We start from the raw sequence: 14,930 nt of genomic DNA, 5'->3' as shown, positions 1-14,930 counted from the left end.
TTCGGCTAGGCCAGCACGTGGTACTCGAAGACCAGCGCGACGAACGCGCCGGCGATCATCGACGGCCCGAACGCGATGTGCGAGCGCAGCCCGACCCGTTGCCCGACCAGCATGACCACCGCGATCAGCCCACCCACGACGAACGCCGCCAACAGGCCGACCACGGCCTGCCCGACGCCGATCCACCCCAGCAGCAGCCCGATCAGGCCGGACAGCTTGACGTCGCCGAAGCCCAGCGAGCTCGGCGAGACGAACGCCAGGACGAAGTACAGGGCGTACATGCCCGCCAGGCAGGCCAGCGCCCGCACGAGGGCGCTCCAGTCACCCAGGCCGGCCGTGGCGATGACGACCAGCACGAGCAGGGCAGGGTAGGCCGGCAGCACCAGCCCGTCCGGGAGCCGGTGCACGTCGGCGTCGATCCACACCAGCCCGACGGCCAGCCAGGCGAACAACAGGTACGGCGGCAGGGCGGCCCAGCCCGCGAAGTCGCCGAACCGCCAGCCCACCAGCGCCCACAGGAGCGCCAGCTCGACGGCCGGCCACCACCAGTGGCGAGGGGGCGCGCCGGCCTCGTCGGACTCGATCCGGTAGCCGGCCCGCGCGAGCGTGCGCCCCGTCAGCGCTCCGAGGCCCGCCCCTGCCACGGCCAGCAGGAGGACGACCCAGGCGGCGACCCCCGAGCCGGTAGCGACGTCGATCATCGGCCGAGGGCCTGTCTCCCGGCCGCGTACATCGCCTGGACCGGCGCCTGCTCACCGGTGAACAGCCGGAACTGCTCGGCCGCCTGATAGACCAGCATGTCGAGCCCCGACACCACCTCCATGCCCACCGCGGCGGCCGCGCGGGCCAGCGGCGTGGGCCAGTCCGCGTAGACCACATCCATCAGGGTGCCCGGGCGGCTGTGGTGCCCCATGGCCAGCGCAGCCGACTCGGAGGCCGCGGGCGGCAGGGTGCTGACCACGAGTCCGCCGCGGTGACCTCTGCCCCACGACGCCAGCGGGACGACCTCCACGGCGATGCCGGCGTGCACGGCGACGCGCAGGGTCTCGGGCCGGGGCTCACCGCGCACCGCGAGCCGGATCCGTTCCACCCCGAGGCCACCGAGGGCGATCACCGCGGACCGCGCCGTGGCGCCCCCTCCGAGCACGGTGGTGCTACCGCCGTGCTCGACGGCCGCCAGCGCCGCCTCGATCCCCCGGACATCGGTGTTGTGGGCGTCCCAGCCACCGTCGCCCCGGCGCACCAGCGTGTTCACCGCACCAGTGACGCGGGCCGTCTCGGTGGTGGTCGTGGCGACGGTGGAGGCGACCTCCTTGAGGGGCATCGTGAGGCTGAGTCCCCGCCACGAGCCGTCGAGGGCGCCCACCCACCCGGCGAGCTCCGACTCGCGCACCTCGTGCGCGGCATACGACCACTGCGTGAGGCCCAGCGCTCGGTAGCCCGCGCTGTGCAGCACCGGTGACAGGGAGTGCGCCACCGGTGATCCGAGGACCGCCGCGCGGCGCGGGTCAGCCACCGCCCTCGCACTTCGGCTTGTTGGCGTCGCACCAGGCCTGCCGCTGCGCGTTGTTGCGGTCGTGCTCGGCCTGGGTGGTGGCGAAGAGGGTCTCGCCGGTGTCGTAGTTGACCGTCACGAAGTAGAACCACGGCCCCGGGGTCGGGTGCGCAGCGGCCTCGATGGCCTTGGCGCCCGGACTGCTGATCGGACCCGGGGGAAGGCCCTTGTGGGTGTAGGTGTCGTAGGGGTTGGACTTCGCGGAGTCGTACTGGGGCTTGGTGAGGTTGCCGCGCTTCTGGAGCGCGAAGTTGACCGTCGAGTCCATCTGCAGCAGGCCGACGGTGGGGCCCCTCGGGTTGTCGAGGCGGTTCTCCACGACGCGGGCGACCTTGCCACGGTCGGCGACCCCGGCCTCGCCCTCGACGATCGAGGCCACGATGAGCGTCCGCTGGTAGTCGGCCTCCGCGACGCCGGCCTTCTGGAGCTCGGCCAGCGCCTGGGCCACCATGATCTTGAGCTGCTGGGCCGCCGTCGCCTTCACCGGGAACTCGTAGGTCGCGGGGTAGAGATATCCCTCGACGTTGCCCTTGGCGGCCGCCGGCAGGCCGAGGGCCTGGGCGTCCTTGGCTGCCGCGATGTAGTCCGCGACCGGCACGCCGGTGCCCTTGGACAGGGCCGCGAAGACCTCGCTCTTCCAGAGCCCCTCGCGCACGGTGACGCGCGGGACGACGCGGTTCTTGGAGTCCACGAGGATGGCCAGGGCGGCCTTGGCCGTCATCTGCTTGCGCATCGTGTAGCTGCCGGGCTGGATCGCCGCCGAGCGCGGGTCGGCCGCGGCGGCGTCGAGGTAGGCCTTGACCGACTTGACGACGTCGGCCTTCTGCAGCGCGGCGCCGATGGTGCGGCCGGTGTCCCCATCGTTGACGACGACCTGCACCTCACCCGTGCCGGGGCCCGGGTAGTCGTTGCTCGCGAAGAAGCCGTCGACCACGGGGCGCAGCACCGTGTATGCCGCGAACGCCGCCCCCGCGACGATCGCGAGCGCCACGAACAGGCAGCCGAAACGCCGCCCCCGACGGCGCGGTCGCCGCCCGGGCCGGCGACGGTCCGATCGGCTGCGGATGTCGGACGGGCTCCCGTGCCCGTCCTCGTGCCCCCCGAAGATCGAGTGCTCCAGATGGGGGTTGGTCATCGCCGCCTGTCCTTCGTCCTGGGCTTGCGCCCGTCCGTCCTGACCAGCTCACCGGGCGGTCGCCCGGAGTTGCGCTCCGCGTCGAGCGCACCCTGCAGGATGAGCACCGCGGCGGCCTGGTCGACAACCGAACGCTGACGCCGACCGTCGACCCCGCTCTCGCGGAGGTTGCGGTGTGCGTCGACCGTCGTGAGCCGTTCGTCGACCAGACGCACGGGCACCGGGGCGATGCGCACCGACAGCCGCCCAGCATACGTGCGGGCCGCCTCCGCGGCAGGTCCTTCCGCACCGGCCAGGGTGCGAGGCAGGCCGACCACGACCTCCACGGCCGCCAGCTCGGTCACGATGGCGGCCACCTCCTCGAGGTCGGCCGAGGCTGCGGCGGTGGGGTCGGGATCCCTCGCCACGGTCCGCACCGGCGTGGCCAGGAGGGCGTCCGGGTCGCTGGCAGCGACGCCGATGCGCACGCTGCCGACGTCGATGCCCACCCGCCGGCCGTGGCGGGTGGGCATCGAGGTGGGGGCGGACTGGTTCACCCAGGTCCCTGGGTCGCCGCGTGGACGGCGCTGTCGATCTGGCCGAGCGCCTCGCCGGTGCGGCTGGGGTCGGTCCCGCCGCCCTGCGCCAGGTCGTCCTTGCCGCCACCGCCGCCGCCGAGCACCTGGGCCGCGAGCCGCACCAGGGCGCCGGCCTTGATGCCCCGCTCACGGGCGCCGGGGTTGGTGGCCACCACGATGGCCGGCCGACCGGCAGACACACCCGTCAGCGCCACGACCGAGGGCGCGGTGTCGCCGAGGCGGCCGCGCAGGTCCAGGACCATCGTGCGCAGGTCGTCGGCCGATGCGCCATCGCCCGCGTCGTGGGTGAGCACCCGGACGCCGGCGACGTCGTGGGCGTAGTGGACCAGCTTGCCGGTGGCTGCCTGGACCTGCTCGCGACGCAGCTTCTCCAGCTCGCGCTCGGCGTCGCGGACGCGCGTCACGAGGGCCGCCACCCGGTCCCGGAGCTCGCTGGGCTGCACCTTGACGATGTCGGTCAGCTCGGCGACCAGGGCCCGCTCCTTGGCGAGGTAGCGCAGTGCCTCCATGCCGACGAAGGCCTCGAGGCGTCGCACCCCGGATCCGACGGACGACTCCCCCGTCACCGTCAGCGCGCCGATCTGCGAGGAGTGGCCGACGTGCGTCCCACCGCAGAGCTCGCGCGACCAGGGGCCGCCGATCTCGATGACGCGGACCTGCTCGTCGTAGGTCTCACCGAACAGCGCGAGGGCGCCGAACTCGCGCGCCTGCGGGAGGGTCATGTACTGCGCGGAGACCGGCAGGTCCTGGCGGACGGCGAGGTTCGCGACCTCCTCGATCTCGCTGCGGGTCTCGGGCGAGAGGCCCTGGCCCCACGCGAAGTCCAGTCGCAGGTAGCCCGGCTTGTTGTACGAGCCCGACTGCAGGGCGGTCGGGCCGAGCACCTGGCGCAGCGCCGCGTGCACGACGTGGGTGCCCGAGTGCGCCTGGCAGGCCGAGACCCGCCAGTCGGCGTCCACCTGCGCGGACACGTCCTGACCGGTCCGCAGCGGACCCGAGACCACCTCGACGGTGTGCGCGACCAGTCCCTTGACGGGTCGCTGGACGTCCACCACCTTCAGGTGGGCGCCGTCGGCGGTGATGACGCCCTCGTCGGCGATCTGGCCGCCGGACTCGGCATAGAACGGCGTGCGGTCGAGCACGACCTGACCGCGCTGGCCCGGCTCGAGCTCCTCGACGCGCTCACCGTCCACGACGATGCCGAGCACCTTCGCGTCGCTGGTCAGCTCCTGGTAGGCGCGCCAGTCCGTGGCGCCGAGGGCACGCAGGTCCTTCCAGACCTCGGTGTTGGCGTGGCCGCCCTTCTTCGCCTTGGCGTCGGCCTTGGCCCGGTTGCGCTGCTCCTGCATGAGCCGGGTGAAGCCCTCGCGGTCGACCTCCAGGCCCTGCTCCGACGCCATCTCGAGCGTCAGGTCGATGGGGAAGCCGTAGGTGTCGTGCAGCGCGAACGCCTGGTCACCGGCGAGGGTCGTGCCACCGGAGTCCTTGGTGCGCGAGACCGCCGTGTCGAGGATCGTCGTGCCCGCGGCGAGGGTTCGACGGAACGCCTCCTCCTCGGCATACGCGATCTGGGAGATGCGGTCGAAACCGGCCTCCAGCTCGGGGTAGGAGTTCTTCATCCGCTCGAGGGACACCGGCAGCAGCAGCGGCAGGCTCGGCTCGTCGAACCCCAGCAGTCGCATCGAGCGCACCGCGCGACGCAGCATCCGGCGCAGCACGTAGCCGCGACCCTCGTTGCCGGGGGTCACGCCGTCGCCGATGAGCATCAGACTCGACCGCACGTGGTCCGCGACGACCCGCAGACGCACGTCGTCGGGGTGCGACTCGCTGGCCGCGTGGCCGGAGTGGGCGCCGTACTTCTTGCCGGTCAGCTCGGCCGCCCGGTCCAGCACCGGGTAGACCTCGTCGATCTCGTACAGGTTGTCGACCCCCTGGAGCAGGGTCGCCATCCGCTCGAGGCCCATGCCGGTGTCGATGTTCTTCTTGGGCAGGTCGCCGGAGATGTCGAAGTCGTCCTTGGCGCGGACGGCGGACAGCTCGTACTGCATGAACACGAGGTTCCAGAACTCGAGGTAGCGGTCCTCGTCGACGGCCGGACCGCCTTCGCGGCCGTACTCCGGGCCACGGTCGAGGTAGATCTCGCTGCACGGGCCGCCGGGGCCGGGGACCCCCATGTGCCAGTAGTTGTCGAGCTTGCCGCGCCGGACGATCCGCTCCGTGGGCACGCCGATGGTGTTCTTCCACAGGTCGAACGCCTCGTCGTCGTCCTCGTAGACCGTGGGCCAGATCTTGTCGGGGTCCAGGCCGTAGCCTCCCTGGCCCTGGGGCGTCGTGATGAGCTCCCAGGCGAACGTGATGGCGCCTTCCTTGAAGTAGTCGCCGAACGAGAAGTTGCCGTTCATCTGGAAGAAGGTGCCGTGCCGTGAGGTCTTGCCCACCTCCTCGATGTCACCGGTGCGCACGCACTTCTGCACCGAGGTGGCGCGGTCCCACTGCGGAGCCTGCTGACCGAGGAAGTACGGCTTGAACGGCACCATCCCGGCGTTGACGAACAACAGGTTGGGGTCGTCGTAGACCAGCGGCGAGGAGGGGACGATCGTGTGGCCCTTGCTCTCGTAGAACGAGAGGAAGCGGCGCCTGATCTCGGCGGTTTCCATGGAGTACTCAGTCCTTAGGCGCATGCGGGGCCACCGACGGGCCGGCATGACGAATCGTACGGGCAAACAACAGGGGTGTGCCGGGGCGGCGGCGCAGGTGCGCTGGCGCCCCTACGAAGCTCGGCCGGGCCGTGGACCCGTGGGGTCGTCGAGCAGGGCCCGGGCCGACGCGGCGTCGAGCCGTGCCGCGCTCGCCTGGGGGTCCTCGGCGGTGCCGGCATCGATCCCTAGGGCCAGACGCAGCTCGCCCTCACGCTCGGCCATGCCCTCACGCACGGCAGCCGCGAGCTCGCGCAGGCCGTCGCCGAAGTCGGCCAGCCCGTGCGCGACCCCGGTCGGCGTGTAGGCCTCGGCGGCCTTGCTGACCTTGCGCACGGCATACACACCCGCTGCGGCCCCGAGAGCCACCCAGAACAGACGCGCCACGGTGATCAGCCCCTGCGGCGGCGACGGCCGCCTGCGCTGCGGGTGCCCTTGGCACCCATGGCCGAGCGGACCCCGTACGTGAAGGCGGCGACCTTCACGACGGGCGAGCCGAGCGTGGCCGCGAACAGGGAGGTCAGCGCGCTGGCGTTGGTCGTCATGGCCGAGACGTTGGTCGTGATGCCGTCGACCCGGGCCAGCTGCTCGTTGGTCAGGCTGACCGTGTCGGTGAGCTTGAGCAGGGTCGGCTGGACGTTCTCCGTGGTGTTGCGAAGGCTGACCCTCGTCTCGTCGAGGATCTTGCCGGCCTTGCCGATGACGCTGCCCAGTCGGAAGACGAGGAACGCAAAGGCCAGCGCCGCGATCATGCCCGCGATGTCGCCCAGACTCACTGAATCCATGCGGGCACCCTACCCCGCACGCGAGGTCGTCCTCGCGCGAGTTGCCACGGGCAATGGCACTCCGACCTGCGGCGCGGCGCGGCGTGTCTGTCGCCGGACGACAAAGACTGACCGTTCGTGGCCACACCTGACCCCCTGTGGACAACTCCGAATCGCGTCCCCAGCCGCGCCAGCATGGACCGATGACCCCGACCGAGGCGCTGAGCCAGCTCGGGGGGCGTGCCACCTGGAGCCAGCTGCGGCGGGTGACCACGGAACGGGCCCTGAGCCGGGCCGTGCGCGAAGGCAGCGTGGTCAAGGTGGGGCGCGGCCGCTACGTCCTGCCCTCGGTCGTCGGACACCGTCAGGCCGCGGCGCGGCATACCGCGGTCCTGTCGCACCTCAGCGCGGCGGTCGAGCACGGCTGGGCGGTGAAGTGGCCGCCCACCCGCCCCTGGCTCACCGTGCCGCGCAAGCGCAAGATCTCCCACCGCGGTCTCGAGGTGACCTACCGCGACCTGTCCGAGCGGGAGCGGGCCAGGGGGGTCACCGGGTTCGTCCGCACGGTCGTCGACTGCGCGCGCAAGCTCCCTTTCGACGAGGCTCTCGCCATCGCGGACTCGGCTCTTCGTGCGGGGGACGTCACCCGGGACCAGCTCGAGGCAGCAGCCCGAGCCGCGAACGGTCCGGGTGCCACCCGGGTGCGTCGCGTGGTGGAAGCCGCCGACGGCCGGGCTGCCAACCCCTTCGAGTCCGTGCTGCGGGCGATCGCCCTCGGCGTGCCCGGGCTCGAGGCACGACCCCAGGTACAGATCGCCGATGCCGGGTGCTTTGCCACCGTCGACCTCGGGGACGTGCGGCGCCGCCTGGCCATCGAGGCCGAGTCCTTCGCCCACCACGGGCAGAGGGACCAGCTGGTGCGCGACTGTCGGCGCTACACCGAGCTGGCCACGTGCGGCTGGACCCTCCTGAGGTTCACCTGGAACGACGTGATGCGACGCCCCGCGTGGGTCGCCTGGGCCATCGCTGCGTGCGTGGCGGTCCAGGACGGGCAGCCGCGCCCCCTGCCGCCGCGAGAGCACGGACGGGCAGTGGCCGGCTGACGAACCGAGCCCTCGGCGGGTCCCCGTCCGGCCGGGGACCATTGCCCGTCGTTACCGACGCTCCCGACGAATCCGGGACCTCAGCCACTCCCACCGCGGACCGAGGCGCTCCTCGAAACCGCGGTCCGTCGGCCGGTAGTAGTCGGTCCTGCCCTGGAGGTCGTCCGGCAGGTAGTCCTGCTGGGCGACCCCGTCCGGCTCGGAGTGCGCGTAGACGTAACCATCGCCGTGCCCCAGCCTCGTCGCACCGGCATACCCGCTGCCGCGCAGGTGCGGGGGCACCGCGCCGCCGCGACCGGCGCGGATGTCGGCGATGGCCTCGTTGATGCCCGTGTATGCCGCGTTGCTCTTGGGTGCGAGGGCGTTGTGGACGACCGCCTGGGCGAGGATGATCCGGGCCTCGGGCATGCCGATCTGCGCGACCGCGTGCATGGCTGCGACCGCGGTCTGCAAGGCGGTCGGGTCGGCCATGCCGACGTCCTCGCTGGCCGCGATCACGATGCGCCGCGCGATGAACCGCGGGTCCTCCCCGGCCTCGAGCATCCGCGCGAGGTAGTGCAGGGCCGCGTCGACGTCGGAGCCGCGCATCGACTTGATCAGCGCCGACGCGACGTCGTAGTGCTGGTCACCGGTCCGGTCGTAGCGCACGCTCGCGAAGGCCACCGCCTGCTCGGTGTGCGCGAGCGTGATCTCGACCGGCCCTTCGCGCGAGGAGCCGGCGGGTATGCCGTCCTGCGCCACTCCCGCGGCCGCCTCCAGCGCCGTGAGGGCTCGCCGGGCATCCCCGCCGGAGATCCGGACGAGGTGCTCGGTGGCGTCGTCGGCCAGCGCGTACTCCCCCGCCAACCCCCGGTCGTCGGCCACGGCGGAGGCCAGCACGTCGCGAACCTCGTCGTCGGACAGGGAGGTGAGCGTGATGAGCATCGAGCGGGACAGCAGCGGCGCGATGATGGAGAACGAGGGGTTCTCGGTGGTCGCCGCGACGAGGATGACCTGGCGGGTCTCGACCCCCGGGAGCAGGGCGTCCTGCTGGGCCTTGGTGAACCGGTGGATCTCGTCGAGGAACAACACGGTCTGGCGGTCGTACATGTCTCGCTCGCGGGCGGCCTGGTCCATCACCGTCCGGACGTCCTTGACCCCCGCCGTCACGGCGGAGAGCTCGACGAACCGGCGGTCCGCGGCAGTCGCCACGAGATGCGCCAGGGTCGTCTTGCCCGTGCCGGGAGGTCCCCAGATGATCGCACTGAGCGCCCCCGCCGATCCGCCCGAACCCTCGATCAGCCGGCGGAGCGGGCTCCCGGGTCGCAGCACGTCGGTCTGACCCCGGACCTGCTCGAGCGAGCGCGGCCGCATCCGGACGGCGAGGGGAGGCAGCGAGGCGCCGGACGGCATGCCGTCGCCGTCCCGCGCGGACACGGCCGCACCGAACAAGTCACCGTCAGCGCCAGGTCCCACGAGTGGCAGGCTATCCCCCGTGTCCGACGCCCCAGACCATCCGCTCCCCGCCGCCGCCCACCCCGACCGGTCCGCGTCGGCCCTGTCGCACCTCGGTGGTCTCGTGGGGCGTCACCCCCGGACGGTCATCGTGGTCTGGCTCATCGCGGTCGTCGCCGCCTTCGCGGGCGCGACCGGCGCCTTCGGCAACCAGTCGCTGTTCGACCGCCTCAAGTCCGGCGAACCCTCCGTGGCCGGGGAGAACCTCCACGGCCGCGACCTGCTCGTGGCCGCCGGCCGATCCGGCACCTCGACCCACCTGCTCCAGGTCACCGGGGTCGATGCCTCGGCCCCCGCGAGTGTCAGGGCCGTGCGCACTGCCGCCGAGGCGATCAGCCGCATCGACGGGGTGGCCTCGTTCGCCGCGCCCCAGCTGGTGCCCGGGGGCCTCGGCAGTCCGGCAGCCAGGGCCCTGCTGCCGACCTCCGGAAACGGGTTCGCGGCGGTGGTGACCTACGACCCCGGTCTCGCGAGCGCGGCGCGCGACCGGGCGCAGACCCAGGTCGACGCGCAGTTCGCGCGCCTCGTCGCCGCCGTGCCCGGCGCCAAGGGCACGACGGGCGGCCTCGCCGACCTCATCAAGTCCATCACCTCCCAGGTGGAGGTCGACCTGCGGGCCGGCGAGGGGATCGCCCTTCCGATCAGCTTCCTGGTCATGGTGCTGGTCTTCGGTGGTTTCGTGGCCGCCGGCATGCCGATCTTCGGCGCCATCGCCTCCATCGGCGGCGCGCTCGCGTCGCTGCTCGCGTTCTCGCACGTCATCGACCTCGACGCCAGCGTGGTGAACGTCGTCACGGTCCTCGGGCTGGGTCTGTGCATCGACTACGGGCTGCTCACGGTCAGCCGCTTCCGCGAGGAGCTGCGCGGCCGCGTGCAGGGTCGACCTGCATCCGAGATCACCCAGGAGGAGATCCTCGCGTCGGTCGCCCGCACGGTGGACTCGGCCGGGCGCACCGTCGTGTTCTCCGGCCTGACCGTGGCGATCTCCCTCGGCGGTCTGCTCGTCTTCGAGGCGTCGATCCTCAAGGCCATCGGGTCCGCCGGTCTGTCCGTCGTCCTCGTGGCCATGCTGGTGGCGCTCACCCTGGTGCCCGCGCTGTGCGTCGTCGGCGCGCGCCGACTGCTCAAGCGAGGCACCGAGATGGCTCCCGACGTGGGCGTCTTCTCGCGCCTCGCCACGAGGGTCTTCCGGCACCCGCTCCTCATCATCGTCGCGGTGCTCGCCGTGCTCGGGACCCTGGCCGCCCCGGCGCTGCACCTGCGGCTGACCTCCTCCGGCCGCGAGCTGCTGCCGGTCAGCGCGCCCCAGCGCGAGTTCTTCACGGCCCTGGAGCGCAGCTACCCGCAGCTGTCCGGTCCCGACGTGCAGGTGGTCGCCCAGGCTGGGCTCCAGGAGACCCAGGCGTATGCCGCGGCGTTGCCCGTCGTCGACGGGCACCGCCTGGTCGGCAGGGTCGAGCGGGTCGCCGACGGGCTGACCCTCGTGGACATCGACACCCCCGGCGGACCGCTGGACGAGGGCGCGCGCCATGCCGTGGCGGCGCTGCGAGCCGACCGCCCCGCCTTCCCCACCTCGGTGATCGGCCAGGCCTCCGGGTTGCGCGACTTCACCGACTCGCTGCGCGCGCGGGCCCCGATCGCCTTCGCCCTCGTCGCCCTCGCCACCCTGGTGCTGCTCTTCCTCATGACCGGCTCGGTCGTCATCCCGGTCAAGGCGCTGCTCATGAACGTCGTGTCCCTCGGTGCCAGCCTGGGGGTCGTCGTGTGGGTCTTCCAGCAGGCCCACCTCGAGGGCCCGCTGGGCTTCCAGTCCGTCGGGGCGATCGAGTCGACGATCCCGATGCTGGTGCTGGCCTTCGGTTTCGGGCTGTCGATGGACTACGAGGTGTTCCTGCTGTCGCGGATCGTCGAGCTGCACGAACGGGGCGCGAGCAACGACCAGGCCGTCATTGCGGGGCTCCAACGGTCGGGGCGGATCATCACCTCGGCAGCGGTGCTCGTCGTGATCGTCTTCTCGGGCTTCGTCGCCGGTCAGCTGCTCGTCATCAAGGAGACCGGTGTGGGTCTGGCCGTCGCAGTGCTGATCGACGCGACGCTGGTCCGGATGCTGCTCGTGCCGGCCACGATGGCCCTGCTCGGGGACTGGAACTGGTGGGCCCCGGCAGGACTGCGCCGCTGGCACGCCCGTTTCGGCATCACTGAGTGACCCGCTGAGTCCCGACCTGCGCGAAGGTCGGAGTGTGCCTAGATTCGTGCGTGAATGCGTGTGACCCGACCCGGACGAGAGGACTGACATGACGACCGTCAGCAACGGCGACGTCGAGATCCACTACGAGGACAGCGGTGGCTCCGGCCGACCTGTCGTGCTGATCCACGGTTGGCCGCTCAGCGGCGCCTCGTGGTCGGACCTGACCCCGGTCCTGCGGGAGGAGGGGTACCGCGTGCTCACCTACGACCGTCGGGGTTTCGGCCAGTCGGACAAGCCGGGTCAGGCCTCCTCCTACGACTACGACACGCTCACCAGCGACCTCGACGTCCTCATGACCGAGCTCGACCTGCGGGACGCCAGCCTGGTGGGCTTCTCGATGGGTGGGGGCGAGGTGGCGCGCTACGTCGGGACCCGTGGAGAGGAGCGCGTGCACAGCGTGGTCTTCGCCGCGGCGATCCCACCCTGCCTGCTCAAGGACGACGACCACCCCGGCGGCGGCCTCGACCTCGACACGGTCAGCTCCATGCAGGGCCAGCTGCGCGCCGACCCGCCTGGGTTCTTCGACGGGTTCCTGACGAACTTCTTCAGCGCGCACGGCGAGCTCAAGATCACCGAGGAGCAACGGCAGGCGGCTCTGGCACTCGCGGCCCAGGCCGACGTCCACGCCGCTGCCGAGTGCATCCACTCCTGGGTCAGCGACTTCACCGGCGACCTTTCTCGGGTCACCGTGCCGACCCTGGTCATCCACGGCGACAGCGACGCGATCGTGCCGTTTCAGGTCTCGGGTCAGCGCACCCACGAGGCCGTGAAGGGCAGCGAGCTCGTCGTCCTCGAGGCCGGACCACACGGCATCAACACCAGCCACGCCCAGGAGTTCAACGCGGCCGTGGTGGCGTTCCTGGCCAAGTGACCGCGTCAGCGGGGAGTCGGTGGTCGACCCCTGCGGGGCATGGGTATGCCGCCCGCTCGAGGTGAGCGGGCGGCATACCGATCGGTGCTGGTGGGCTTCAGGCCCCGGTGTCGGGCTTCGCCTCGGGCACGACGTCGACGCCGGCCTCCTTGCGCTGCTCGGGGGTGATCGGCGCGGGAGCGGCCGTCAGCGGGTCGTAGCCGCCTCCGGACTTGGGGAAGGCGATGACGTCGCGGATCGACTCGGTGCCCGCCAGCAACGAGACGATGCGGTCCCAGCCGAACGCAATGCCACCGTGCGGCGGCGCGCCGTACGCGAACGCGTCGAGGAGGAAGCCGAACTTCTCCTGCGCCTCCTCCTGCGACAGGCCCATGACCCTGAAGACCCGCTCCTGCACGTCGCGGCGGTGGATACGGATCGACCCGCCGCCGATCTCGTTGCCGTTGCAGACCATGTCGTAGGCGTACGCGAGGGCGGGACCCGGGTCGGTGTCGAAGGTGTCGAGGAACTCGGCCTTGGGAGAGGTGAACGCGTGGTGCACCGCGGTCCAGGCACCGCCACCGACGGCCACGTCGCCGGCCGCGACGGCCTCGGAGGTCGGCTCGAACAGGGGGGCGTCGAGGACCCAGAGGAACGACCAAGCGTCCTCGTCGATGAGGTCGCAGCGACGGCCGATCTCGAGCCGGGCGGCACCGAGCAGCGCGCGGGACGACTTGGTGGCGCCCGCGGCGAAGAAGACACAGTCACCGGGCTGGGCACCCACGTGCGCGGCGAGGCCGGCCCGCTCGGCGTCGGACAGGTTCTTGGCGACCGGACCGCCGAGCTCCCCGTCCTCGCCGACGAGGACGTAGGCGAGACCCTTGGCCCCGCGGCTCTTGGCCCAGTCCTGCCACGCGTCGAGCTGCTTGCGCGGCTGCGAGGCTCCCCCGGGCATGACGACGGCGCCGACGTACTCGGACTGGAAGACCCGGAACGGGGTGTCCGCGAAGTAGTCGGTGCACTCGACCAGCTCGTTGCGGAACCGCAGGTCGGGCTTGTCCGAACCGAACCGGCGCATCGCCTCGGCATAGGTCATCTGCAGGAACGGCGTCTGCAGCTCGACCCCGATGAGCTGCCAGACAGCCTTGACGATCTCCTCGCCGAGCTCGAGGACGTCGGCCTGCTCGACGAAGGACATCTCGATGTCGAGCTGGGTGAACTCGGGCTGCCGGTCGGCGCGGAAGTCCTCGTCGCGGTAGCAGCGGGCGATCTGGTAGTAGCGCTCCATGCCGGCGACCATGAGCAGCTGCTTGAAGAGCTGGGGGCTCTGCGGCAGGGCGTACCACGAGCCGGGGGCCAGACGGGCCGGCACGAGGAAGTCGCGGGCACCCTCGGGCGTCGACCGGGTCAGCGTCGGCGTCTCGATCTCGACGAAGTCGCGCGCCCCGAGCACCGAGCGGGCAGCAGCGTTGACGCGCGAGCGCAGCCGGATCGCCGACCCCGCTGACGATGCACCCGGGCGGCGCAGGTCGAGGTAGCGGTGCTTGAGGCGAGCCTCCTCGCCCACGGTGACCCGCTCGTCGATCTGGAACGGCAGGGGGGCCGAGGCGTTGAGCACCTCGATCTCGCCGGCGATCACCTCGATCTCGCCAGTCGGCAGGTCGGGGTTGGCATTGCCCTCCGGGCGGGCCTTGACCTCACCGACGACGCGCACGCAGTACTCGTTGCGCAGGTCGTGGGCCCCGCCCTCCTCGAGCACCTCGTCCCGGACGACCACCTGGGCGACACCGCTGGCGTCGCGCAGGTCGAGGAACGCCACTCCACCGTGATCGCGCCGACGGGCAACCCAGCCCGTGAGCGTGACGGTCTGGCCGGAGTGGTCGGCGCGCAGGGTGCCGGCCTCATGGGTGCGGAGCACGAGAGATCCTTCGATTCGGGCGGGTGGTGAACCCGGCCATCCTACGGACCGGGCCACGCGGCATACGAATCGGTTTGCCGCCCGGTCAGGCTCGGACGTCGCCGTCGACGTAGACCCAGCGACCCGCCCGCCGGACGAAGCGACTCCGCTCGCGCAGCACTCCCCCGTCGTGGGCCGCTTCGAACTCGACCTCACCGATCGAGTCGTCCTCGCGGCCGTCCGCGGTCGCGATCACGGTCAGACCGCGCCACACCGGACCACCCTGCACGTCGAGCTCGGCCGGCCGGGTGCGGGGGTGCCAGGTGCGCGCCAGGTATGCCGCGTCGCCGACGACGAACGCGGCGTAGCGACTGCGCACGAGCTGCTCGGCGGTCCGCGCAGCCCGGGCGCCCTCGTGCAGTGGTCCGCAGCACGCGGCATAGGCCAGACCCGTCCCGCAGGGGCAGCCCGTCGTGGCGCCCGCCCCGAAGGCGCCCACTCAGCGCACCCGGCCCGCGGGCACCCGGTCGGACGCGCGCTGTAGCGCGCCGTGGGAGGTCGCGATGGGGGCGGTCATGGCGTCACGCTAGCGCAGCGCCACGGGCCGTGC

The 14,930-nt window shown here is 71.9% G+C and carries 13 protein-coding genes; 3 read left to right on the top strand and 10 right to left on the bottom strand.

Features of this window, described 5'->3' with window-relative positions; all coding sequences use genetic code 11:
• Positions 1 to 5: 5 nt before the first annotated feature.
• The 7 genes from BJ986_RS13865 to BJ986_RS13835 all read right to left on the bottom strand — a co-directional run bounded on the left by BJ986_RS13865 (position 6) and on the right by BJ986_RS13835 (position 6,740).
• Positions 6 to 701: a prepilin peptidase gene (locus BJ986_RS13865; RefSeq protein WP_179422585.1), complete on the bottom strand. Its 696-nt coding sequence runs from the start codon at positions 699 to 701 to the stop codon at positions 6 to 8.
• Complete coding sequence (locus tag BJ986_RS13860) at positions 698 to 1,516, bottom strand: shikimate dehydrogenase (RefSeq protein ID WP_179422583.1); 819 nt, start codon at positions 1,514 to 1,516, stop codon at positions 698 to 700. Before BJ986_RS13860 ends, BJ986_RS13865 begins: the two co-directional genes overlap by 4 nt.
• Positions 1,509 to 2,690, bottom strand: coding sequence for an endolytic transglycosylase MltG (gene mltG, locus BJ986_RS13855; protein WP_179422581.1), 1,182 nt, complete (start codon positions 2,688 to 2,690; stop codon positions 1,509 to 1,511). The genes BJ986_RS13860 and mltG overlap by 8 nt, the downstream gene beginning before the upstream one ends.
• A complete protein-coding gene (ruvX, locus tag BJ986_RS13850) occupies positions 2,687 to 3,202 on the bottom strand; it encodes a Holliday junction resolvase RuvX (protein ID WP_179423901.1) in 516 nt (171 codons plus the stop codon). The genes mltG and ruvX overlap by 4 nt, the downstream gene beginning before the upstream one ends.
• A 20-nt stretch (positions 3,203 to 3,222) precedes the next feature.
• Complete coding sequence (gene alaS / locus BJ986_RS13845) at positions 3,223 to 5,925, bottom strand: alanine--tRNA ligase (protein ID WP_179422579.1); 2,703 nt, start codon at positions 5,923 to 5,925, stop codon at positions 3,223 to 3,225.
• Positions 5,926 to 6,036: 111 nt separating this feature from the next.
• Positions 6,037 to 6,351, bottom strand: a complete 315-nt coding sequence (locus BJ986_RS13840) for a DUF6167 family protein (RefSeq protein ID WP_179422577.1) — start codon at positions 6,349 to 6,351, stop codon at positions 6,037 to 6,039.
• 5 nt (positions 6,352 to 6,356) lie between these two features.
• Positions 6,357 to 6,740 (bottom strand): DUF948 domain-containing protein, encoded by a 384-nt coding sequence (locus BJ986_RS13835; protein WP_179423899.1) that lies wholly within the window; start codon positions 6,738 to 6,740, stop codon positions 6,357 to 6,359.
• A 191-nt stretch (positions 6,741 to 6,931) separates the two neighbouring features.
• On the opposite strand from BJ986_RS13835, the gene BJ986_RS13830 reads away from it, so the two are divergent.
• Positions 6,932 to 7,831 carry a DUF559 domain-containing protein gene (locus tag BJ986_RS13830; protein ID WP_179422575.1) on the top strand — a complete coding sequence of 300 codons (900 nt, stop codon included), beginning with the start codon at positions 6,932 to 6,934 and terminating at the stop codon, positions 7,829 to 7,831.
• 51 nt (positions 7,832 to 7,882) lie between these two features.
• Here the strand turns inward: BJ986_RS13830 and BJ986_RS13825 are convergent, their stop codons facing one another.
• The gene (locus tag BJ986_RS13825) at positions 7,883 to 9,223 is read right to left on the bottom strand and encodes a replication-associated recombination protein A (protein WP_179423897.1); all 1,341 of its coding nucleotides are present in this window, start codon (positions 9,221 to 9,223) and stop codon (positions 7,883 to 7,885) included.
• Positions 9,224 to 9,305: 82 nt separating this feature from the next.
• Between BJ986_RS13825 and BJ986_RS13820 the strand changes: the two genes are divergently transcribed.
• Positions 9,306 to 11,531 (top strand): MMPL family transporter, encoded by a 2,226-nt coding sequence (locus BJ986_RS13820; protein ID WP_337795321.1) that lies wholly within the window; start codon positions 9,306 to 9,308, stop codon positions 11,529 to 11,531.
• A gap of 88 nt (positions 11,532 to 11,619) precedes the next feature.
• A complete protein-coding gene (locus BJ986_RS13815) occupies positions 11,620 to 12,444 on the top strand; it encodes an alpha/beta fold hydrolase (protein WP_179422571.1) in 825 nt (274 codons plus the stop codon).
• A 97-nt stretch (positions 12,445 to 12,541) separates the two neighbouring features.
• Here BJ986_RS13815 and aspS read toward each other — a convergent pair whose 3' ends face one another.
• Positions 12,542 to 14,341 (bottom strand): aspartate--tRNA ligase, encoded by a 1,800-nt coding sequence (gene aspS, locus BJ986_RS13810; protein WP_179422569.1) that lies wholly within the window; start codon positions 14,339 to 14,341, stop codon positions 12,542 to 12,544.
• Positions 14,342 to 14,426: 85 nt separating this feature from the next.
• Positions 14,427 to 14,819, bottom strand: coding sequence for a YchJ family metal-binding protein (locus BJ986_RS13805; protein WP_179422567.1), 393 nt, complete (start codon positions 14,817 to 14,819; stop codon positions 14,427 to 14,429).
• Positions 14,820 to 14,930: the final 111 nt, after the last annotated feature.

It is taken from the genome of Pedococcus badiiscoriae, from assembly GCF_013408925.1.
Classification (GTDB): Bacteria; Actinomycetota; Actinomycetes; order Actinomycetales; family Dermatophilaceae; genus Pedococcus; species Pedococcus badiiscoriae.
Note: the sequence above shows the minus strand (reverse complement) of the source record. Positions and strands in the feature narration are given on the sequence as shown.

Excerpts from the sequence above, each read along its gene's own strand:
- mltG (WP_179422581.1), bottom strand. The coding sequence starts at position 2,690 with ATGACCAACCCCCATCTGGAGCACTCGATCTTCGGGGGGCACGAGGAC.
- ruvX (WP_179423901.1), bottom strand. The coding sequence starts at position 3,202 with ATGCCCACCCGCCACGGCCGGCGGGTGGGCATCGACGTCGGCAGCGTG.
- BJ986_RS13865 (WP_179422585.1), bottom strand. The coding sequence starts at position 701 with ATGATCGACGTCGCTACCGGCTCGGGGGTCGCCGCCTGGGTCGTCCTC.
- alaS (WP_179422579.1), bottom strand. The coding sequence starts at position 5,925 with ATGGAAACCGCCGAGATCAGGCGCCGCTTCCTCTCGTTCTACGAGAGC.
- BJ986_RS13830 (WP_179422575.1), top strand. The coding sequence starts at position 6,932 with ATGACCCCGACCGAGGCGCTGAGCCAGCTCGGGGGGCGTGCCACCTGG.
- BJ986_RS13815 (WP_179422571.1), top strand. The coding sequence starts at position 11,620 with ATGACGACCGTCAGCAACGGCGACGTCGAGATCCACTACGAGGACAGC.
- BJ986_RS13825 (WP_179423897.1), bottom strand. The coding sequence starts at position 9,223 with ATGCCGTCCGGCGCCTCGCTGCCTCCCCTCGCCGTCCGGATGCGGCCG.